The 20,097-nt window shown below is 59.7% G+C and carries 19 protein-coding genes and 2 pseudogenes; 10 read left to right on the top strand and 11 right to left on the bottom strand.

From position 1 onward, the window contains the following. Positions 1 to 47: 47 nt before the first annotated feature. From dctA to HCU66_RS27490, 5 genes and pseudogenes are all read left to right on the top strand, one after another. Entirely contained in the window at positions 48 to 1,367 is a 1,320-nt protein-coding gene (gene dctA / locus HCU66_RS11665) for a C4-dicarboxylate transporter DctA (RefSeq protein ID WP_205888629.1), read from the top strand. A 136-nt stretch (positions 1,368 to 1,503) separates the two neighbouring features. Continuing rightward, positions 1,504 to 2,808, top strand: coding sequence for a CitMHS family transporter (locus HCU66_RS11660; RefSeq protein WP_205888628.1), 1,305 nt, complete (start codon positions 1,504 to 1,506; stop codon positions 2,806 to 2,808). Between the two features lie 95 nt (positions 2,809 to 2,903). Next, positions 2,904 to 4,157, top strand: a complete 1,254-nt coding sequence (locus HCU66_RS11655; protein ID WP_205888627.1) for an OprD family porin — start codon at positions 2,904 to 2,906, stop codon at positions 4,155 to 4,157. Positions 4,158 to 4,237: 80 nt separating this feature from the next. Continuing rightward, a pseudogene (locus tag HCU66_RS27495) lies at positions 4,238 to 5,053 on the top strand (cache domain-containing protein); the annotation flags it as partial. A gap of 36 nt (positions 5,054 to 5,089) precedes the next feature. Beyond that, positions 5,090 to 5,911: a methyl-accepting chemotaxis protein gene (locus HCU66_RS27490; protein WP_420908056.1), complete on the top strand. Its 822-nt coding sequence runs from the start codon at positions 5,090 to 5,092 to the stop codon at positions 5,909 to 5,911. A 10-nt stretch (positions 5,912 to 5,921) separates the two neighbouring features. On the opposite strand, the gene HCU66_RS11645 is transcribed toward HCU66_RS27490, so the two are convergent. Continuing rightward, positions 5,922 to 6,986, bottom strand: coding sequence for a sensor domain-containing diguanylate cyclase (locus HCU66_RS11645; RefSeq protein WP_205888625.1), 1,065 nt, complete (start codon positions 6,984 to 6,986; stop codon positions 5,922 to 5,924). Positions 6,987 to 7,151: 165 nt separating this feature from the next. Here HCU66_RS11645 and HCU66_RS11640 point away from each other — a divergent pair, with 165 nt between their 5' ends. Then, on the top strand, positions 7,152 to 7,490 hold the full coding sequence (locus tag HCU66_RS11640) for an FKBP-type peptidyl-prolyl cis-trans isomerase (protein WP_205888624.1): 339 nt from the start codon (positions 7,152 to 7,154) through the stop codon (positions 7,488 to 7,490). 274 nt (positions 7,491 to 7,764) lie between these two features. Here HCU66_RS11640 and HCU66_RS11635 read toward each other — a convergent pair whose 3' ends face one another. The 3 genes and pseudogenes from HCU66_RS11635 to HCU66_RS11625 form a co-directional block, all read right to left on the bottom strand. Next, complete coding sequence (locus HCU66_RS11635; protein WP_338136421.1) at positions 7,765 to 8,100, bottom strand: hypothetical protein; 336 nt, start codon at positions 8,098 to 8,100, stop codon at positions 7,765 to 7,767. 25 nt (positions 8,101 to 8,125) lie between these two features. Continuing rightward, positions 8,126 to 8,365: a pyocin S6 family toxin immunity protein gene (locus HCU66_RS11630; RefSeq protein ID WP_205888623.1), complete on the bottom strand. Its 240-nt coding sequence runs from the start codon at positions 8,363 to 8,365 to the stop codon at positions 8,126 to 8,128. A 15-nt stretch (positions 8,366 to 8,380) separates the two neighbouring features. Next, positions 8,381 to 9,605, bottom strand: a pseudogene (locus tag HCU66_RS11625) (S-type pyocin domain-containing protein). A gap of 266 nt (positions 9,606 to 9,871) precedes the next feature. Between HCU66_RS11625 and HCU66_RS11620 the strand changes: the two are divergent. Beyond that, positions 9,872 to 10,147 (top strand): metal/formaldehyde-sensitive transcriptional repressor, encoded by a 276-nt coding sequence (locus tag HCU66_RS11620; protein ID WP_019648873.1) that lies wholly within the window; start codon positions 9,872 to 9,874, stop codon positions 10,145 to 10,147. 11 nt (positions 10,148 to 10,158) lie between these two features. Beyond that, positions 10,159 to 11,085, top strand: a complete 927-nt coding sequence (dmeF, locus tag HCU66_RS11615) for a CDF family Co(II)/Ni(II) efflux transporter DmeF (protein ID WP_205888622.1) — start codon at positions 10,159 to 10,161, stop codon at positions 11,083 to 11,085. Here dmeF and HCU66_RS11610 read toward each other — a convergent pair. Further along, positions 11,055 to 12,200 (bottom strand): cytochrome P450, encoded by a 1,146-nt coding sequence (locus HCU66_RS11610; RefSeq protein ID WP_205888621.1) that lies wholly within the window; start codon positions 12,198 to 12,200, stop codon positions 11,055 to 11,057. The two genes, dmeF and HCU66_RS11610, sit on opposite strands and share 31 nt — an antisense overlap. Positions 12,201 to 12,281: 81 nt before the next feature. Between HCU66_RS11610 and HCU66_RS11605 the strand changes: the two genes are divergently transcribed. Continuing rightward, positions 12,282 to 13,046 (top strand): ArsR/SmtB family transcription factor, encoded by a 765-nt coding sequence (locus HCU66_RS11605; protein ID WP_205888620.1) that lies wholly within the window; start codon positions 12,282 to 12,284, stop codon positions 13,044 to 13,046. On the opposite strand, the gene HCU66_RS11600 is transcribed toward HCU66_RS11605, so the two are convergent. Continuing rightward, positions 13,043 to 13,651, bottom strand: coding sequence for a LysE family translocator (locus HCU66_RS11600; protein WP_205888619.1), 609 nt, complete (start codon positions 13,649 to 13,651; stop codon positions 13,043 to 13,045). The genes HCU66_RS11605 and HCU66_RS11600 overlap by 4 nt on opposite strands. 104 nt (positions 13,652 to 13,755) lie before the next feature. Between HCU66_RS11600 and HCU66_RS11595 the strand changes: the two genes are divergently transcribed. Beyond that, complete coding sequence (locus HCU66_RS11595; protein WP_205888618.1) at positions 13,756 to 14,682, top strand: LysR substrate-binding domain-containing protein; 927 nt, start codon at positions 13,756 to 13,758, stop codon at positions 14,680 to 14,682. Here the strand turns inward: HCU66_RS11595 and HCU66_RS11590 are convergent. From HCU66_RS11590 to HCU66_RS11570, 5 genes are all read right to left on the bottom strand, one after another. Then, complete coding sequence (locus HCU66_RS11590) at positions 14,672 to 15,013, bottom strand: hypothetical protein (RefSeq protein WP_205888617.1); 342 nt, start codon at positions 15,011 to 15,013, stop codon at positions 14,672 to 14,674. The two genes, HCU66_RS11595 and HCU66_RS11590, sit on opposite strands and share 11 nt — an antisense overlap. A gap of 135 nt (positions 15,014 to 15,148) precedes the next feature. Then, positions 15,149 to 16,168, bottom strand: a complete 1,020-nt coding sequence (locus HCU66_RS11585) for a branched-chain amino acid aminotransferase (RefSeq protein WP_205888616.1) — start codon at positions 16,166 to 16,168, stop codon at positions 15,149 to 15,151. A gap of 212 nt (positions 16,169 to 16,380) precedes the next feature. Continuing rightward, entirely contained in the window at positions 16,381 to 17,766 is a 1,386-nt protein-coding gene (lpdA, locus tag HCU66_RS11580; RefSeq protein ID WP_205888615.1) for a dihydrolipoyl dehydrogenase, read from the bottom strand. A gap of 3 nt (positions 17,767 to 17,769) precedes the next feature. After that, positions 17,770 to 19,038 (bottom strand): dihydrolipoamide acetyltransferase family protein, encoded by a 1,269-nt coding sequence (locus HCU66_RS11575; protein ID WP_205888614.1) that lies wholly within the window; start codon positions 19,036 to 19,038, stop codon positions 17,770 to 17,772. Continuing rightward, positions 19,039 to 20,097, bottom strand: coding sequence for an alpha-ketoacid dehydrogenase subunit beta (locus tag HCU66_RS11570; RefSeq protein ID WP_205888613.1), 1,059 nt, complete (start codon positions 20,095 to 20,097; stop codon positions 19,039 to 19,041).

The raw sequence follows: 20,097 nt of genomic DNA, 5'->3' as shown, positions 1-20,097 counted from the left end.
TCTTCCCGCGCAGTCACTGTCGTTTTTGCATCAGAACAATTCTAAAAATGGGTGATGCCATGAAAATTGTTAAATCGCTCTACTTCCAGATCCTCTGCGCCGTGCTGCTGGGCGTCGTGGTCGGGCACTTCTGGGCTCAGCAGGCCATTGCCCTCAAGCCGTTGGGTGATGCCTTCATCAAGCTGATCAAAATGATGATTGCGCCGGTGGTGTTCTGCACCATCGTCACCGGCATCGCCGGGATGAGCGACAAACGCTCCCTTGGCCGCTTGCTGAGCAAGACCATGCTGCTGTTTCTTGGGCTGACGGTGATCAGTCTGATCATCGGCCTGGTCGCGGTCTATGTGTTCAAGCCGGGTGTGGGCATGAACATCGATCCGAGCCATTTGAGTACGGCGGGCCTGTCTCAATACACCGAGTCGGCGGCGAAGCTTGGGGTGGTCGAGTTTTTCATGCACATCATCCCTGACACCTTTATAGGTGCGTTCAGTAAAGGTGAAGTGCTGCCGGTGCTGTTTATCGCGGTGCTGTGCGGTTTCGCCCTGTCGTCCCTGGGCGAGCGTGGCAAGCCAGTGCTCGATGTACTGGAAGCGGCGTCGCAGATGGTCTTCAAGATTTTTTCCTACCTGATGCGCTTTGCGCCGATCGGTGCCTTCGGGGCACTGGCGTTCACCGTCGGACAGTACGGCATCACCTCGCTGGGTTCGCTGGCAAAGTTGATCATGACTTTGTACGTCGCCTGCGCCTTCTTCGTCTTTGTGGTACTGGGAAGCATTTGCCGCGCCCACGGCTTCAGCCTGTGGAAGCTGCTGCGTTACCTGCGCGAAGAGTTCCTGGTGGTGCTGGGGACTTCCTCCACTGAGCCGGTCATGCCACGCATGCTGGAGAAACTCCAGGCCCTGGGTTGCAGCAAGGGTGTCGTGGGGCTGGTGCTGCCGACGGGGTACTCGTTCAACCTCGATGGCACGGCGATCTACCTGTCTCTGGCGGCAATTTTCATTGCCCAGGCCTGCAACATCGACCTGACCATGACCCAAACCTTGACCATGCTGGCGATCATGCTGCTGTCGTCCAAGGGCGCGGCAGGGGTGACTGGCAGCGGTTTCGTGGCATTGGCTTCCACGCTCACGGTGATCCATGACATTCCGCTGGCAGGCCTGGCGCTGTTGATCGGGATCGACCGTTTCATGTCCGAGGCGCGGGCCTTGACCAGCCTGGCAAGTAACGCCGTGGCGACCGTGGTGATGTCGATCTCCGAGAGCGCCTGCGACCGTCAGGTCCTGCTCGATACCCTGGACGGTAAAACACCGGCTGTCCCGGCTGGCGATCAAACCTGGGACCCCGTCGGGACCCCCACGCACATTTAGTACCGCGTAAGCGCTGCAAAAACTAACCTTTTAACTACCTGCTGCCGGGCGTCGCTGATCGCGTCGCCTGGCGGGCTCGGGGTCGTTCGCCTGCGCATCGGCCACGCACTCCATAACAACAAGAGAGAGTTGCCCTATGCTCGCCTTACTCGGCTTGGCCATGGTGGTTGTGTTCACCGTTCTGATCATGACCAAACGTCTGTCACCGATCGTTGCGTTGACCGTTGTTCCGATCGTCTTTGCGGTTATTGGCGGTTTTGGTGGGACCACCGGCAAAATGATGCTCGACGGTCTGAAAATGGTCGCACCGTCGGCGGCGCTGCTGCTGTTCGCGATTCTGTTTTTCGGTTTGATGATCGACTCGGGGCTGTTCGATCCGCTGATCCGCAAGATTCTCAAACGGGTCAATGGCGACCCGATGAAAATCGCGGTCGGCACTGCGCTGCTGTCGCTGACAGTCGCCCTGGACGGTGACGGCACGACCACTTACATGATCACCTGCGCGGCGATGCTGCCTTTGTACAAGCGCATCGGCATGAACCCGATGATTCTGGCAACCATCGCCATGCTGTCACTGAGCATCATGAGCGGCATGACCCCTTGGGGCGGCCCGGCGACCCGGGCGATTGCCGCGTTGGGGCTGGATGCCGGGGCGTATTTTGTTCCTCTGTTGCCGACCATGATCGGCGGCGCCGCGTGGGTGGTGTTCACCGCGTTCCTGCTGGGCCGCGCCGAGCGTAAACGCATCGGCAATACCGAGCTGCAGAGCGGTGGCAGCGATTGCTACATCAAAGCGATTCTTGAGGATACGCCGCACAAGCGCCCGAAACTGGCCTACGTCAATCTGTTGCTGGTGACTGCGGTGATGGTCGCGCTGGTGATGGGGATCATGCACTCGGCGATCCTGTTTCTGATCGGCTTCGTGCTGGCACTGATGATCAACTACCCGCAGTTGGATATTCAGAAGGAGCGCATTCTCGCCCACTCCGGCAATGCCATGACCGTGGTACTGCTGGTGTTCGCCGCAGGCATCTTCGCCGGGATATTCTCGGGCACCAAAATGGTCGACTCCCTGGCACAAACCCTGGTGGACTGGATTCCACCGTCCTGGGGTCACCTGTTCCCATTGGTGGTGGCGATTACCAGCATGCCATTGACCTTCGTGCTGTCCAACGATGCCTATTACTTCGGCGTGGTGCCGATCCTCGCCAACGCGGCGGCGGCCTATGGGATCGATCCGGTGGAAATCGCCCGAGCGTCGATTCTTGGCCAACCGGTGCACCTGATGAGCCCGCTGGTGGCCTCGACCTTGTTGCTGGTGGGGATGGTCGATCGCGACATCGGTGATTTCCAGCGCGCCACCGTCAAATGGGCGGTACTCACCTCCCTGGTGGTCACCGCGCTGGCTCTGCTGACCGGTGCCTTGACGCTGTTCTCCTGATTCAACCCTGACTCGCCGCTGATAGAACTCCACGCTCCCGATGGCGGGGGCGCGGCCACGTGCATCCTTAAAAATAACAATATGAGTAGTTCGACATGACCCACTTTCTGACTCGCGGGGCTTTTCTTCCTCTTCTGGGCGTGTTGCCGATGGCCACTGCCGGTGCGAGTGATTTCATCGACGACAGCAAGTTGAAGTTGCAACTGCGTAACGTCTATATCAACGAAAACTTTCGCGATGAGCATGGCTTGAGCGCGCGTTCGGCCAGAACCGCCAAAAGTGAGCGCACCGAGTGGGCCCAGGGTTTCCTGCTGGATTTCCAGTCGGGTTTCACCCCCGGCACAGTCGGTTTCGGTGTCGATGCACTGGGCTTGCTGGGGGTCAAACTTGATTCCGGGCGTGGCCGCAGTGGCACCGGTCTGTTGCCGGTACACGATGACGGTCGCGCCGCCGATGAATTTGCCAGTGCCGGGGCTGCGGCCAAGGTCAAACTGGCCAAGACCACCCTCAAATACGGCACCCTGCTGCCCAAAACTCCGGTACTGATTTATAACGATGCGCGTTTGCTGCCGCAAACCTATGAGGGAGGACAAGTCACCAGCACCGATATCGAAAACCTGACCCTGACGGGCGGCCATCTGGACCGATTCAAACTGCGCGATTCCACCGACAGCGTGTCGATTGTTCCTGACGGTTACTCAGGCGACAAAGGTGGCGATTTCACCTACGCCGGTGGTGATTACAAACTCGGCAAGAACACCCGTCTGAGTTACTTCTACGGTGAGCTGGAAGACTTCTATCGGCAGAATTTTGCCGGCATCCAGCACGATCTGCCATTGGGCCCCGGGGTGTTGACCGGCGACTTGCGCTATTTCAACAGCCATGACGCGGGCCGTGCCTACGCCTCGAAAATCGATAACGACATGCTCAGCGGTCAGCTGTCCTACGCGGTGGCGGGGCACACTTTTGGTGGCGGTTATCAACAACTCAGCGGTGACGCCGGGTTGCCATACATCAGCGGTGCGACGGTGTACTCATTCAGCAACGTCGGCATCGGCAAGTTCATCGAAGAGGACGAGAAGACCTGGATGCTCAGTTACGGTTACGACTTTGCATCGATGGGCGTGCCCGGGCTGACGTTCATGACCCGTTATCTCAAAGGCAACGACGGCAAGTCCGACACCCACATCAAAGAGTCCGAACGCGACACAGAACTGGCCTATGTGGTCCAGAGCGGCACATTCAAGGGGCTTGGCGTGAAACTGCGCAACTATGTCTACCGTTCGGACTTTGCGCGCGGACGTGACAGCAACCGGATCTATTTCACTTACGACATTGCTCTCTGGTAACGGCGCCGGAAGGTGCTCGCAGCAGGCTGCGGGCGCCTTTTCAGTTAGCCGCCCAGGTCGCGCGACGAAGGAAACCGGATATGTCATTTAAACGAAAAATACTGCTGCTCACGTTACTGCCCGTGGTGTTGTTCGCAGTGGTACTGAGTATCACCACCAGCAAGATTCTGCTGTCGTTGGCGGAGCAGGAAGTCACGCAAACCCGCGATCGGTTGCTGGCCGAGAGTCGGGCCAGGCTCGAAGATTATGCAAGCATCGCCCGCAGTTCCATAGCAGGGTTGTATAACAACGCAAACAGTGGCGACCTGCAAAGTCGGGCCCTGGCTATCAGCCAACTGTCGAAAATGAAGTATGGCGATGACGGCTACTTCATCGGCTACGACAGTCAAGTCGTGCGCCTGTTTCGCGGTGAAAGCAGCGAAGGTGTGGGTACCAACATGAGCGATCGAAAGGACCGCGACGGGGTTTATCTGAATCGCGAGATGGTCGCGGCAGCAAAGAACGACTCGCACTACGTCAACTACGCCGGGGCCTTGGTCAATACCGATAAAGTTGTGCCGAAACTGGCCTACAGTTTTTTCCTGCCCAAATGGGACATGGTAGTGGTCACTGCCGTCAATCTGGACAGCATTGAAACCCAGGTGGCGCAGGTTCGTGCGGACATCGACCGACGGGTGAACAGTATTGTTTACGGGATCGTCATGGTGGCCGTGGTGTTGCTGGCAATTATTGGTGTATTGGCGCTGCTATTGGTCAATGCCGGCCTGCGACCGCTGACACTGATCCGCGACAGTCTTGACGAGATTGCTGCCGGTGAGGGGGATTTGACCCGACGCTTACCCGTCGGCAGCCAGGATGAGTTCGGCCAGTTGGCCGGTTCATTCAACGCTTTTATCGGCAAAATTCATGGGTTGGTCAGTCAAATCGTGGCAATGACCGGGCAATTGAGCAACGCTGTCGGGCAAGTGGCCAATCAGACCCGGCATATGGACCTGGCCATGGAGCAGCAGCGTCAGGAGACCGATCAAGTAGCGGCGGCGATCAATCAAATGTCGTCGGCGGCGCAGGAAGTCGCGGTCAGTGCTCAGAGTGCATCGGACGCGGCCATGGAAACCGATCAGCAGACTCGACGCGCCCGGCAAGTGGTCGACGGCAGCATTGCTCGTATTCAGGGACTGACGTTGGACCTGGGACGCAGCGGTGCGTCTCTGGACAGCCTGCAAAGCGACGTTTCGGCGATTGTCACGGTGCTCGATGTCATCCGTTCGATTGCCGAGCAGACCAATCTCCTGGCCCTGAATGCGGCCATCGAGGCCGCCCGTGCCGGTGATGCCGGGCGAGGTTTTGCGGTGGTTGCCGACGAGGTACGTGCTCTTGCCAGTCGTACCCAGCAAAGCACCCAGGAAATTCAGGCGATGATCGAGCGACTCAAGCGAGCCACCAACACCGTCGTGACCTCAATGCATCAATCCGGTGAAGCCGGGGAGGGGGCCAGCACTCAGGCTCATCAGGCCGGTGAGTCGCTGGGCAACATCGTCGAATTAATCGCCACTATCAACAGCATGAACGCGCACATCGCCAGTGCTGCGGAGGAGCAAACTTCGGTGGCGGAGGAGATTAACCGCAGCGTGCATCAAATCGCCCGGGCAATCGACAGCGTTGCCGATGAAACCCAGCGTGGCGTGCAGACGGTCAATGACCTCCACGGCATCGGGCACGGCCTCGAAGTCCTGGTCAAACAGTTCAAGATCTGAGGCGCCTGCGTCAGACCCGGCTCACTGCCTGACCGCCCAACCGATACTGATTATTCCCACTGCGCTTGGCCTCATACATCGCCAGGTCGGCAATGTGAATCAACCGGTCCATGCTCGGTGCATGGTCCGGGAACACCGCGACCCCAAGGCTGCTGTCGATGTGGCGCTGGTCGTTGCCGATGGTCACCGGCGGTGCGAGTTCGATGAAGATTTTCTGGCAGATGATGCGGGCTTCGTCTTGCAGGCTGTTGCCGTTGGAAAGGCCTTGGAGGATCACTACGAATTCGTCGCCACCGATGCGCGCGACGGTGTCGGTTGAGCGCAGAATTCTCTTCAGGCGTGTCGCGATGGTGACCAGCACACGGTCGCCGGCCGCATGGCCATAGTGGTCGTTGATCTCTTTGAAACCATTGAGGTCGACAAACACCAGCGCCACCCGCGTGGCGCTGAGGCGGGCTTGTTCCAGGGCATCGGACAGGCGCTCTTCGAGCACCAGGCGATTGGGCAGGCCGGTCAGCGGGTCGTAATGGGCCAGGTGTTGCAGGTAACTGGAGGAGGCTTTTTCTTCGGTGATGTCGCGGACCACGCCCATCATCTTGATCGTTGCGTTATGGTCGTTCTTGACCACATTGCCGGTTTCCCGCAGCCAGCGGATGCTGCCATCCGGCCAGACGACGCGGTATTCCTCGTCATGGTTCTCGCCGGTTTCCAGGCAACGCAATTCGCCGGCACGGACCTTGACCCGGTCGTCCGGGTGCACGCAGGAACAGAACAGTGCGTAGGAGGGTGTCACCTCGCCGATCTTGAACCCGAACATGCCATAGATCGCGTCTGACCAATAGAGCTTGTCGGTATCGACTTCCCAGTCCCAGGTGCCGATGCGGGCGAAGTACTGGCTGCGTTTGAAGCGTTCGGCGTCGCCTTCCTGGTGGATGCTGTGTCCCGCTGCGAGATTGTCGATCAGGGCACGGCATTCGCTCAGCTGTTTTTGCAGCGCGCGTTCACGCCAGATCAGCGCGATGATCAGGGCAAGGGTCAGAGAGCCAATGGCAGCGTTGGTCCAGACGCAATTCATTCAGGCATCGCGATCATGGTGAATCGAACCGTGGGGGAGGTGGCGGGTATATTAGTTCACGGCCACTGCCGGATACAGAGCGAAACGGTTGCCAATTGCCGGTATTTCTGGGAAAACGGCGCCCATGAAGCCTGTTCGGGCAAGCGCATAAATAGAGTGAATGTCATGAATGATGAATTGCAGGTAATCGACCTTGAAGTGGGCAATGGCAAAGCCGCCGTCAAGGGCGCGCTGATCACTACCCAGTATCGCGGTTGGCTGGAAGACGGTACCGAATTCGATTCTTCCTACAGCCGGGGTAAACCTTTCCAGTGCGTGATTGGCACGGGGCGGGTGATCAAGGGCTGGGATCAGGGAATCATGGGCATGCAGGTCGGCGGCAAACGCAAGTTGCTGGTACCGGCGCACCTGGCCTATGGCGAGCGATCGATGGGGGCGATTACGCCGAATTCGAATCTGATTTTCGAGATTGAATTGCTGGAAGTGCTGACGCGGGATGATTGATGGGCGTGTAAGTTGAAACGATAAACCCCGCTGTCGCTGAGAGGAGAGAGTGGGTTTTTTGCTATCTGTGGCGAGGGAGCTTGCTCCCGTTGGGCTGCGCAGCGGCCCTGAAACCCGTGCATGCGGCGTGTCAGGTAATCTCCGTCCGCCAGTTTTGCGGCTGCTGCGCACCCGAGCGGGAGCAAGCTCCCTCGCCACAGTTCATCGTCTATTGCTGCGGGTCGATGTTATCCAGCGCCCGGTTCACGGCCCGTTTCCTTTGCTGATGGGCCAGTCAGGTGAATGTCTCAATATCATCAAGGGTGTCCGTCACGGTTCCTTCCAGGGAGGGGAATTTTTTCTTCACCTTCTCAAGGGCCGGGATTACAGCACCCACGTCCAGATCAGCATATCTACGGGCTATGTGGCCGAGCGCGGTGATGGCAGATGCTGCAACCGATTCGGACTCACTCTCGAGGTATTTCAGGCAGGTGTTCTGAGCCCAAGTCTTGTCTTGCTCATTCAGGCCAATAGAAATCAATGCGGCGACAACGTTAGTTTCTACGTCGCTAGCTAGAAGTCTCGTCGCTTCCTCATGGCTCATTGATGGATCTTGGTAGAGAAGGCTCACTGTTTAGTTCCCGGCTCAGCTGTACCTACTCCCGCACCCCTATGAAGAGGTCCAGTTCAGTCGGTAACTGCTCATTGAGAACTTTAGCGATTTGTTGGACTTGCTCGCTGGTTAGTAACCATTCCCCATCCGCGCTTGCATCAAGACTTTTCCAGCCAAGAACACCCATTACCGCGACTTCCCGCTCAGGTCGAACTGTAAGGTCGTATTTTAAGGAGTCATCCTCGCCGTCACCTTTTAAAAAACCACTGATCCATAAAAACATAAATAACCTCCTAATTTATTTCGTGGTGGTTCTTCCGGGTTTTGCGGGGTCTATCTGTTCACCTGTTTCGTGGTTGAACTCGCCAAGATGCTTACCTTGCTTGTCATACATCTCTATTGCGCCTGTCTTGCTATCCCATTCATATATTCGCCCCTTTCGGTCTTTCCACCGACTGCGCTTACTCCCCCCCGCCCTGAACACTGCTTTTTGATTTAACAGGAAGGGCATTTGGAAATGCAGGCAATGCCAACGGCGGCCGGTGGTACTTTATATCACCGCCGCCAGCAGATCTTGAAACCACAACATACAGCGGCTGCACACCGGAATCAGCCGGGAAAACAAGAATGAAGTCCTTGTACTCAGGCGGGTAGATCGGGTTGACGATGATGTTGTCTGCCTGTTCGGTAGGCGGATAAATCCAGATCTGAGGCGCTTGTGGCGCCGCCTCTAGCGGGGGAATCCCTGAGGTGCTGGATGGGTCAACAGTTGGCGTCCAGATCAGGGTTATCCCATCGCCAAAGTCAGCCACTTGTTGAGAGCCCTGACTCTTGAAGCGGACTACAGGAATCATTTCCCAGTCGCGGCGCTTCTGGGTGTTGTACCCATAACCCTTCAAGGTGCCATCAGCTTGTTGCTCGACATGCAGTCGAACCCGTGTGCGGCCTTCCTTGAGCGATTTGAGCTGTTCTTCTGTGTACAGGGAGCTGTCGCCCAAGTTCGACGGCCACAGCAATGCGACCATTCCGGCCAATGCGCCAGCCGCAACACCAGCCGTCACGACACCTGCACCACCAGCCGCACCCGTACCGGTGCCAGCAGTGCCAACTCCGCCCAGAAGTAGCGTTCCCAGTGCAGCAGGTAACGCGCTGCCACTGATTTTTTTGAGCGGGATGTTTCCCGCTGCATCCCTTTCGCGGCCACCCAGCAGGGAGAGTTTTCCGTAGTCGGTCAGTTTCTCGACAGGGACGAACCCGGCTGGGCTGTCGTGGTTGATTACGCCGTCGGGGAGGTTGCAGCTTTTGGCGAACACGCAACCCATGGAGCTGGATTGATCCTGCTGCAGAGGTTGCCTGACAAAACGGTCTTCATATGCCTGCTGTCGGACCAACATGTCGTCATAGGATTTTTGTCTGGCGTCGCGCTCTTCCAGTTCGGTGGCGGTCATGTAGCGGCTGGTGATGTGGTGCCCGTCGCCTGACGGTGGGTTTTGAACCCGAGGTATGTCTGTTTTTCGAGCCATGAGCGTCCTTGTTTCATCTTTTGAAAGCGATGTGGACGCTATATCAACGGGCATTGGATAGATGTAGGACGGGTCTGAAACTCTGGCCGTAGTTTTTGATCGTTCCCACGCGTAGCAAAGGAATGCCTCACCGGACGCTCTTTGGGACGCAGAGCGTCCCTGGCTGCATTCCCACGCAGAGCGTGGGAACGATCGGTCACCCTGACTTGCCAGCCCCGGCCATATCGGTAACCATGCCTGCCTGAATAGGGGTAGGGGGTATAGGTATGTCACACATCCACGAACACAAAGACGACCTGCTCAACCGCGTCCGGCGGATTGCCGGTCAGGTTCAGGCGGTGGAACGGGCGCTGGAGTCCGACGCCGAATGCGCCAAAACCCTGCATCTGGTCGCGGCGATTCGCGGTGCGGTCAACGGCCTGATGGACCAGTTCATCGACGCCCACGCCCGTGAACACGTGGCGCGTCCCGGCCTCAGCGACGAAGCGCGGGCCGAAGGCGTTGAAGACTTGTTGCAAGCCATCCGCCGTTACTCGAAATAGAGGCCCGGACCATGACACTGACACCTCAGGCTTCGCGCTTTACCCACGACCACCTGTTTCTGGGGGCTGCCCACGATGACAATGCTCGCCGCACGTTGTGGGTGGTGGCACTGACGTTCGTGATGATGATGGGCGAGATTGCCGCCGGTTACATCACCGGTTCCATGGCGTTGCTGGCGGACGGCTTTCATATGGCGACTCACGCCGGGGCCTTGGGCATTGCTGCCGCCGCCTACAGTTTTGCCAGGCGACATGCCAACAACTCGCGCTTCAGTTTCGGTACCGGCAAGGTCGGGGATCTGGCGGCTTTTGCCTCTGCCGTGGTGTTGGGGCTGGTGTCGTTGGGCATTGCCGGCGAATCCATCCTGCGGCTGTTTCAACCGACCACCGTGGCTTTCACCGAGGCGACGGTGATAGCGGTGGTGGGGCTGGCGGTGAATATCGTCAGTGCGCTTCTGCTGGCGGGCAACCATGGGCATCACGGCCATGATCATCACGATCACAGCCACCATCACCATCATCACGATAACAACCTGCGTTCGGCGTATTTCCATGTGCTGGCCGACGCATTGACCTCGGTATTGGCCATCGCGGCGTTGTTGGCCGGGCGCTATCTGGGCTGGGTCTGGCTGGACCCGGTGATGGGCATCGTTGGCGCCATTGTGATTGCGAGATGGGCTTACAGCTTAATGCGTGACAGCGCCGCAGTATTGCTCGACACCACCGACGAACACGTCGCGGCCGAAATTCGCGTGTTGCTCGAATCGACGGACGAGGTGCGCATCAGCGACCTTCACGTCTGGCAAGTCGGCCCCGAGGCGCGGGCGGCGATTGTCAGTGTCGTGGCTGCGGCGAGTGTCAGCGCCGACGCCATTCGTGAACGTCTGGCGCCGGTTCATGAGTTGTCTCACCTGACGGTTGAGTATCGCAGCGCTTGAGCTGTGCCCTGGGCAAAGAGCGGAATACGGCCGTTCAGGGAAGAGCGGTAGTGCCACGTCAACCGATCCAGCGAGGGTTTCGTGGCCAGGATTTTTCTCAGGGTGGCGCTGGCGATGTGCAGGGCCAACACCTGCCCCGGGCATTGATGACGGCTGGCGCCGAAGGTGAAGCTGCGGCGATTTGGGCGCTCGAGCAGGAACGTATCGGGGTCGTCATTAAGCAGCGGATCACGATTGGCCGAGGCCAGCAGCACCAGAATGACGTCGCCGGGGTTCAGGCTCGCACCGTCGATTTCGCACGGTGCGGCGACGAAGCGTCGGGTGTTTTGCACCGAAGGGTCGAAGCGCTGAACTTCAGCGATCAGGTCGTCAACGTGGGGCGAATCGAACGACGGGTTTCGAATCAACGCCAATAGCCCATTGCCGATCAACCCGGCGCTGGCTTCGTAGGTCTGGGAGAACAGGCCGATCAGATTGGCAATCAAGGTTTCAGGGGCGGTCGAGGTGGCCGTGAAACGTTGCCGGATACCGGCAAGCAGGGCGCTGCGATTGCTCGGGTCGTCCAGAAGCTCGATGACATAACCCTTCAGTTGTTCCGCCGCAACATGGGCGGCGTCCAGTTGGGTTTGATCGCTGAGGGGCGACAGGCAGGCGACGAAGTCGGCGGTCAGCTCGCTGATGGCCCGGCCCTGAGCCGGAGAAAAGCCCAGCAACGCCGCCACGACGCAGACCGGCCCGCGAAACATCGCCGTGTACAACCCATCGGCCCCAGGGGTAATCAATCGAGCGCTGACCAGTGAGTCGATTTCATTCACATCAATCAGCGCCAGCCCCGGCTCAATCGCCGCCCTCGGACAACGCTGCCGTTCGCCCTCGTTCATCCGCATCAACTGACCGAACACCTTGCCCGCCATGCCTTGAGCAATCGCCTTGGGCACCGGCTCATGGGCCGGCCGTACATGACAGTCCGGATGCGCCAGCACGGCGGCAACCGCTCGGGCGCTGCTGGCCACCCACAATTTCAGTCCCTGATGGAAAACCAATCCGCCCTCGGCGCGCAGTTGCGCGTAGTAGGGGTAAGGATCGGCGTGAGTCGCAGCGATGATCGGGTCCATGGGTCGCAGCCTTATCGATGGTTGGAAAGTGTTGCTACTATCTCCGGTCACAAAGGGCCTTGATTCGTCCGGGAGCGAAATATGAACGCAGAACAACACGACGTCGGCGTCTCTCAAGTGGCCGCGGCGATTGCAGAGCCTGCCCGGACGAAAATCCTCTGTTCGCTGATGGACGGCCACGCCCGCACCAGCACCGAGTTGGCGACGATTGCCGAAGTCAGCGCCTCAACCGCCAGCGCCCACTTGGCCAAGCTCAAGGAACTGGCGCTGGTGCGTTTGCACGTTCAGGGCCGCCATCGCTATTACAGCCTCGCGGACAAACGCGTGGCCCAGGCGCTGGAAGCGCTGATGGTGATCGGCCAGAACGCCGCGCCAACGTTCAACCCGCGCACCCCGGATCGCCTGCAATTCGCCCGCACCTGCTACGACCACATGGCTGGCACGTTGGCGGTATTGCTGCATGACCGGATGATCGAGGCGGGGTGGTTGCTGGACACCGATGAGCAGGCTTATCGACTGAGCGACAGCGGTGAAGCGTTGTTCGAAGGACTGGGTATCGACATCAAAGACCTCGGCACCGTGCGCCGCCGTTTCGCCTGCCCGTGCCTGGACTGGAGCATGCGCCGGCCGCACCTGGGCGGTGCCTTGGGCGCGGCGTTGCTGCAAACGGCGATCAAACGCCAATGGGTGATGCAGGACCTGGACAGTCGGGCGTTGGCGTTGACGGTGGTGGGGCGCAAGGAACTCAGTCACCGGTTCGCCATTGAACTGCCGGTTCAGGGAGCGACAGCGCCACTCACGTCCACCGAGAACAAGCGCCGCGCGATTGCCAGTCCTGCGGCTTAGCGACTGGCCGAGGCCATGAGCACGCCAAAGCCTGCGAAGGTCACGCCCGAAACTTTCGCGGTCAGCCAGGAACCTTTCGGGCTCGACAACCAGCCTTTGGCGGCATTGGCGAGCAAGGCATAGCCGCCATGCACCAGGATCACCAATACGGCGTAGGAGGCGACCAGTTTGAAGAACTGGGTGTAGAAGTGCGCCGAGGTGTCGATGAATTGCGGGAACACCGCCAGAAAGAAAAACACCGCCTTGGGGTTCAGAAGCTGCATCGAAGCCGCTTCAAGGAAGCGATAACCCGGGCTTGAGGGCCGCGTTTCAAGCAGCGTGCTGGAACGATCCGAGTGCCAGCTTTTGTAGCCCAGGTACAACAAATAGGCGGCCCCTGCATATTTCAACGCGGTAAAGGCGTTCGCGGAGGTGCTGAGTATCAGGCCAACACTGGTGGCGCTGATGGCGGCGACCACAAACGCCCCCGACGCGATCCCCAGAATTCCCGGCACCGCCCCTGTCCAGCCGTGGCGCACCGCGTTGGACAGGGTCAGGACCACGCCCGGCCCCGGGCTCAAAATGGTCAGGGTGGCGAAAAGTACAAAGAGGCCGTAGCTGTTCATGTCGTGCTCCGTCAGGTGGCGCTGCTGCGTGCTGGCAGATTGGCGTGGCGACGAAGGCGTGACAAACGCTTTAATTACAGCGCATAGGTGACTAAATTAGACGCATGATAAATCCACTACCGCCTCTTAATGCTGTTCGCGCCTTCGCCGTTGCTGCTCGTCATCAGAGCTTCAGCCTGGCGGCCGCAGAGCTGCATGTCAGCCACAGTGCCGTCAGCCGGCACATCAAATTGCTCGAGGAGTACCTGGGTGTGCTGCTGTTCGAGCGGCGTATCCGGCAATCGGTGCTGACGCCGGCCGGCCAGCGCTTTTATGAGCAGGTCAGCGCCGGGTTGTCGCAGATCGCCAACGCCGCCGCTGCGCTCAAGCAGCATGCCTCGCTGCCTACCGTGAAGATCAATGTGCGTCCGTCCTTTGCCGTGCTTTGGCTGACGCCCAGGCTGGCGGATTTCATTGCGCAGCACCCAGGCATCGAGCCGCGGGTGATCACTCAAACCCAGGCACCCGATCAGGCACGCGACGGGTTCGATATCGTCATTCGCCGTGGTCGTGACGATTGGGCACCGGCGATTGAGGCGCGAGCGCTGTTCGAAGACGAACTGTTGCTGGTCGCGGCGCCTGCGCTGATCGAGCGCCTGCCACTTGAGGACCTCACGTCCCTGAGTCGGCATACGTTACTGACCGCCAAGGCACGCCGCGAAGATTGGCATAATTGGGCCATGCACTTTGGTCAAAGCCAGTCAGCCACTCAGGTCACCCGGCAGTTTGATCACATGCACCTGGTGCTTCAGGCCGCCGTGGATGGACAGGGCATTGCCTTGTGCCCGACCTCTTTGCTGGGCACCCACATCTCGAGCGGACGCCTGATCTGCCCGTTACCCGAGTTGCGCATGCCGTTGCCGCGTTATTACTACGGTGTTGCGCCGGACGCGACGGCGCACACGCGGATCTTTGTGGAGTGGTTGTTTGCCCGGATCGCTCAGGATGAGCTGCGTTGGCAAACACCTCGTGCGGTGACCGCTACGCCCTGAAATCCCAGACGATCTCCACCACCCGCACCGCCATCACCAGGTAGACCAGAAACAGAATGATCTGAAACGCCGTGTGATACGGCAACCTGGACAGCCGGCGTATGCCGTCGCTGACACTGAGCAGCATCAGCAGTGCTGAGGTTGCAATCAACCCCCAGCCGGCGAGGTTCGAGGCGAGCAACCCCATAAACAGTTGATGACCGCCATGCAACGCGTTGGTGCCCGCCGCGAACAACAGGGCGCACACCAGCAGGTTCTTGATGTTGTCGAACACTTGCGTGGTGAAGTCTGTTTCCAGCAAGGCCAGATACTTTCGCCAGAATTTACCCATGGGTTTGGTGGCACCTGTTGATGGCGGTTGCACGTGGCAAGTCTAGTGGCGTTTTGCACGAAACGCGGGCGAAAAAAAGCCCGGCCTTCAACGTGAAGGCCGGGCTTTTGTGTTCAAACGGACAGTCGCGTCAGATCAAACCTTGACGATCCAGCCCGCTGGCGCCTCGATGTCGCCGGTCTGTACACCGGTCAGTTCTTTGTAGAGCTTCTGGGTGACCGGGCCGACTTCGGTTTCGCTGTGGAACACGTGCAGCTTGTCTTTGTAGCTGATGCCGCCGATCGGGGTGATCACGGCAGCAGTACCGCAAGCACCGGCTTCCTTGAAGTCGGACAGCTTGTCGATGAACACGTCACCTTCGACCACTTCCAGGCCCAGACGGGTCTTGGCCAGTTCGATCAACGACAGACGGGTGATGCCCGGCAACACCGAAGGGGAATTCGGGGTGACGAACTTATTGTCGTGGGTGATCCCGAAGAAGTTGGCCGAGCCGACTTCTTCGATTTTGGTGTGGGTCATCGGGTCCAGATAGATGGCGTCGGCGAAGTGCGCCTTCTTGGCCTGGGAGCCCGGCATCAGGCTGGCGGCGTAGTTGCCACCGACCTTGGCCGCGCCGGTGCCTTGTGGGGCGGCACGGTCGTAGCTGGAGATCAGGAAATTGTGCGGGGTCAGGCCGCCCTTGAAGTAGGCGCCGACCGGGATGCAGAAGATCGAGAAAATGAACTCCGGCGCGGTACGCACGCCGATGTTGTCACCCACGCCGATCACGAACGGGCGCAGGTACAACGCGCCGCCGGTGCCGTAAGGCGGGATGAAACGCTCGTTGGCGCGGACCACGTCCTTGCACGCTTCGATGAACTGTTCGGTGGACACCTGCGGCATCAGCAGGCGCGCGCAGCTGCGTTGCATGCGTGCGGCGTTCTGGTCCGGGCGGAACAGGTTGATCGAACCGTCCTTGCAACGGTAGGCCTTCAGGCCTTCGAAGCACTGCTGGCCATAGTGAAGGGCAGTGGAACCTTCGCTGATGTGCAGCACGTTGTCAGAGGTTAAGGTGCCTTTGTCCCACTCGCCATTACGCCAGTGCGACAGATAGCGCTTGTCTGTCTTGATGTAGTCAAAACCCAGCTTGTCCCAATTGATGCTTTCGTTACCCATGACACCCTCTATCACTTAACAACCGCCGAAACGGTTCAAGGCTTCTGACATTTTTCTGGATGGGGACAACAATACTTCATTCCGGGTCCATTTCGCAGCCCGGATTACGGTTACTGATCGTTCCCACGCGCAGCAAAGGAGTGCAGCCCGGGACGCAGAGCGTCCATTGAGGCATTCCCACGCAGAGCGTGGGAACGATCAGCGTGAGGCGGTTATAGGTGCAACGCGTGGCCCAACGCACGCAACGCCGCTTCCTGCACCGCCTCACCCAGCGTTGGATGCGCGTGGATGGTGCCGGCGATGTCTTCCAGCCGAGCGCCCATTTCCAGGCTTTGACCGAACGCCGTCGACAACTCCGAAACACCCACACCCACCGCCTGCCAGCCGACAATCAGATGATTGTCACGTCGCGCCACGACCCGCACGAAGCCGCTTTTGGACTCCAGCGTCATCGCCCGGCCATTGGCGGCGAACGGGAAGTTGGACACGATGCAGTCCAGCCCCGCAGCCTTGGCCTCGTCCGGGGTCTTGCCGACCACCACCAATTCCGGGTCGGTGAAGCACACGGCGGCGATGGCGGTCGGGTTGAATTCGCGGTGTTTACCGCTGATCAGCTCGGCAACCATCTCGCCTTGGGCCATGGCCCGGTGGGCGAGCATCGGTTCGCCGCTCAGGTCGCCGATGGCGTAGACGTTGCGCATGCTGGTCTGGCAACGGTTGTCGATCTTGATCGCCGAACCGTTCATGTCCAGGTTCAAGGCTTCAAGGTTCCAGCCCTGGGTGTTGGGTTTGCGACCGACGGCCACCAGCACCTGATCGGTTTCAAGATTCAGGGTGTCGCCGTTCGGGTCACGAACTTGCAAGGTATTTGCTTGTGAATCAAAGCCTTCAACGCTGTGCTTCAAGTAAAGCTTCACGCCGAGTTGCTTGAGCGCTTCGTGCACCGGATGGGTCAATTCAGCATCGTAGGCCGGCAGGATCCGATCCTGCGCCTCGACCACGCTGACGTCGGCGCCGAGTTTGCGATAGGCAATCCCCAGTTCCAGGCCGATGTAACCGCCACCGACCACGATCAGCCGTTTCGGCACGCTGGTCGGCGCCAGGGCTTCAGTGGAGGAGATGATCGGCCCGCCAATCGGCAGCATCGGCAGGTTGACGCTTTTCGAGCCGGTGGCCAGCACCAGGTGCTCGCACTGAATCCGCGTGTCGCCCACTTCAACGGTTTTGCCGTCGATCACCTTGGCCCAGCCTTGAATGACCTGGACCTTGTGCTTTTTCAGCAGTGCCGAGACGCCGGTGGTCAGGCGGTCCACGATGCCGTCCTTCCACTCGACGCTCTTGCCGATGTCCAGGGTCGGCGCCGACACGCTGATGCCCAATGCCGCGTGTTGGCTATGGTGTTGCGTCTGGTGGAACTGTTCGGCGACGTGGATCAGCGCCTTGGACGGAATGCAGCCGATGTTCAGGCAGGTGCCGCCCAACGATTGGCCTTCCACCAGAATGGTCGAAATGCCCAACTGACCGGCCCGAATCGCCGTCACATAACCGCCAGGGCCGCCGCCGATGATCAGCAGCGTGGTATTTAGAGTCTGTTGCATTCCTTACTCCACAAACAGCGTTGCGGGTTGTTCGAGCAAGCCACGGATGGCCTGGATGAAGAGCGCCGCGTCCATGCCATCGACCACGCGGTGATCGAAGGAGCTGGAGAGGTTCATCATCTTGCGGATCACGATCTGGCCTTTGATCACCATCGGGCGTTCGACGATTTTGTTCACGCCGACGATTGCCACTTCCGGCAGGTTCAGCACCGGCGTGCTGACGATGCCGCCCAACGCGCCGAGGCTGGTCAGGGTGATGGTCGAGCCGGACAGCTCATCGCGGCTGGCCTTGCCAGTGCGTGCAGCCGTGGCCAAACGGGAGATTTCCGCGGCGTTGTCCCACAGACTGCGGGCTTCGGCATGACGCACCACCGGCACCATCAAACCGATCTCGGCTTGGGTGGCGATGCCCACATGCACCGCGCCGAGGCGGGTGATGACCTGGGCTTCGTCGTCGTAACGGGCGTTGATCTGCGGGAAGTCGCGCAGGGCCACGACCAGCGCACGGACCAGGAACGGCAGCAAGGTCAGCTTGCCACGGGTCGCGCCGTGTTTTTCGTTCAGGTGCGCACGCAGCTCTTCGACGGCCGTGACGTCGATCTCTTCGACGTAACTGAAGTGGGCGGCACGCTGGGTGGCGTCCTGCATGCGCTGGGCGATCTTGCGGCGCATGCCGATCACCGGGATTTGCTGTTCGTCGTTACGCTGGGCGTAAGCGGCGGTGGCGGTCGATGCATTCGACTGACCCTGAGCCAGATAGGCTTCGAGGTCTTCGTGCAGAATCCGCCCGGCAGGGCCAGTGCCACGCACCAGGCGCAATTGAATGCCGAGGTCCAGTGCATGTTTGCGCACGGCCGGGGAGGCCAGCGGACGCTCGTCGGCTTCACGGGCAACCATCGGACCTTGGCACGCGGTGGCCGGGCGAGGCGCCGCGACCGGTTTGCTTTCAACAACGGCTTCAACTTTCGGCGCTGCAACCGGTGCTTCTTTAACCGCTACTGGCTGAGCCGACTCTTTAACGTTGCCCGCGCCTTCGACTTCAATGCTGATCAGCACGCTGCCGACCGCCATGACTTCGCCGGGTTGGCCGCCGAGGGCAATCACCTTGCCATGCACCGGGGATGGAATATCGACCATCGCCTTGTCGGTCATCACATCAGCCAGCACCTGATCTTCGACGACCATGTCACCGACCTTGACGTGCCACTGAGACAATTCAACTTCTGCAATGCCTTCGCCAATGTCCGGCATTTTAATAACGTGCGTGCCCATTCAGACCTCCATGACCCGTTTCAACGCCGCGCCCACTCGGGACGGGCCTGGGAAATACGCCCACTCTTGCGCGTGCGGGTAGGGGGTGTCCCAGCCGGTGACGCGCTCGATCGGCGCTTCCAGGTGGTGGAAGCAATGCTCTTGCACCAGCGCGACCAGCTCTGCACCGAAACCGCAGGTGCGGGTGGCTTCGTGCACCACCACACAACGTCCGGTTTTCTTCACCGACTTGACGATGGTTTCCAGGTCCAGCGGCCACAGGCTGCGCAGGTCGATGACTTCGGCGTCGACACCGGTTTCTTCAGCGGCGACTTGCGAGACGTAGACGGTGGTGCCGTAAGTGAGCACGGTCACGTCCTTGCCCGGACGCGCGATGGCGGCAACGTCCAGCGGCACGGTGTAGTAGCCGTCCGGCACTTGCGCGGCGGGGTGTTTCGACCACGGGGTTACCGGGCGGTCGTGATGGCCGTCGAACGGGCCGTTGTACAGGCGTTTTGGCTCGAGGAAGATCACCGGGTCATCGTTTTCGATGGAGGCGATCAGCAGGCCTTTGGCGTCGTAAGGGTTGGATGGCATGACGGTACGCAAGCCGCAGACCTGGGTGAACATCGCCTCGATGCTCTGGCTGTGGGTCTGGCCGCCGTAGATGCCGCCGCCGCAGGGCATGCGCAAGGTCATCGGCGCGGTGAACTCGCCAGCCGAGCGGTAGCGCAAGCGGGCGGCTTCGGAAATGATCTGGTCCGACGCCGGGTAAACGTAATCGGCGAACTGAATCTCCGCCACTGGCCGCAAACCGTAGGCGCCCATGCCCACGGCGACGCCGACGATGCCGCTTTCGGAGATCGGCGCATCGAACACCCGGGAGGTGCCGTACTTGGTCTGCAGGCCTTCGGTGCAACGGAACACGCCACCGAAATAGCCGACGTCCTGGCCGAACACCACGACATTGTCGTCACGCTCAAGCATCACATCCATGGCCGAGCGCAGGGCCTGGATCATGGTCATGGTGGTCGTGGTCATGGCGGTTTCCAACTGAATATTATTGTTGTGATCGTTCAT

The sequence above is a fragment of the Pseudomonas frederiksbergensis genome (assembly GCF_017114915.1).
GTDB classification, from domain to species: Bacteria; Pseudomonadota; Gammaproteobacteria; order Pseudomonadales; family Pseudomonadaceae; genus Aquipseudomonas; species Aquipseudomonas frederiksbergensis_I.
The sequence above is the reverse complement of the archived record's forward strand: the minus strand, read 5'-3'. Positions and strand labels throughout refer to the sequence as shown.

Bases quoted from the DNA above. Each gene is read 5' to 3' on its own strand.
- HCU66_RS11600 (WP_205888619.1), bottom strand. From the start codon at position 13,651: ATGAACAGCTACGGCCTCTTTGTACTTTTCGCCACCCTGACCATTTTG.
- HCU66_RS11595 (WP_205888618.1), top strand. From the start codon at position 13,756: ATGATAAATCCACTACCGCCTCTTAATGCTGTTCGCGCCTTCGCCGTT.
- HCU66_RS11660 (WP_205888628.1), top strand. From the start codon at position 1,504: ATGCTCGCCTTACTCGGCTTGGCCATGGTGGTTGTGTTCACCGTTCTG.
- HCU66_RS11590 (WP_205888617.1), bottom strand. From the start codon at position 15,013: ATGGGTAAATTCTGGCGAAAGTATCTGGCCTTGCTGGAAACAGACTTC.
- HCU66_RS11620 (WP_019648873.1), top strand. From the start codon at position 9,872: ATGTCACACATCCACGAACACAAAGACGACCTGCTCAACCGCGTCCGG.
- HCU66_RS11605 (WP_205888620.1), top strand. From the start codon at position 12,282: ATGAACGCAGAACAACACGACGTCGGCGTCTCTCAAGTGGCCGCGGCG.
- HCU66_RS11655 (WP_205888627.1), top strand. From the start codon at position 2,904: ATGACCCACTTTCTGACTCGCGGGGCTTTTCTTCCTCTTCTGGGCGTG.
- HCU66_RS11585 (WP_205888616.1), bottom strand. From the start codon at position 16,168: ATGGGTAACGAAAGCATCAATTGGGACAAGCTGGGTTTTGACTACATC.
- HCU66_RS11570 (WP_205888613.1), bottom strand. From the start codon at position 20,097: ATGAACGATCACAACAATAATATTCAGTTGGAAACCGCCATGACCACG.
- HCU66_RS27490 (WP_420908056.1), top strand. From the start codon at position 5,090: ATGACCGGGCAATTGAGCAACGCTGTCGGGCAAGTGGCCAATCAGACC.
- dmeF (WP_205888622.1), top strand. From the start codon at position 10,159: ATGACACTGACACCTCAGGCTTCGCGCTTTACCCACGACCACCTGTTT.
- dctA (WP_205888629.1), top strand. From the start codon at position 48: ATGGGTGATGCCATGAAAATTGTTAAATCGCTCTACTTCCAGATCCTC.
- HCU66_RS11610 (WP_205888621.1), bottom strand. From the start codon at position 12,200: ATGGACCCGATCATCGCTGCGACTCACGCCGATCCTTACCCCTACTAC.
- HCU66_RS11630 (WP_205888623.1), bottom strand. From the start codon at position 8,365: ATGTTTTTATGGATCAGTGGTTTTTTAAAAGGTGACGGCGAGGATGAC.
- HCU66_RS11575 (WP_205888614.1), bottom strand. From the start codon at position 19,038: ATGGGCACGCACGTTATTAAAATGCCGGACATTGGCGAAGGCATTGCA.
- HCU66_RS11645 (WP_205888625.1), bottom strand. From the start codon at position 6,986: ATGAATTGCGTCTGGACCAACGCTGCCATTGGCTCTCTGACCCTTGCC.
- lpdA (WP_205888615.1), bottom strand. From the start codon at position 17,766: ATGCAACAGACTCTAAATACCACGCTGCTGATCATCGGCGGCGGCCCT.
- HCU66_RS11640 (WP_205888624.1), top strand. From the start codon at position 7,152: ATGAATGATGAATTGCAGGTAATCGACCTTGAAGTGGGCAATGGCAAA.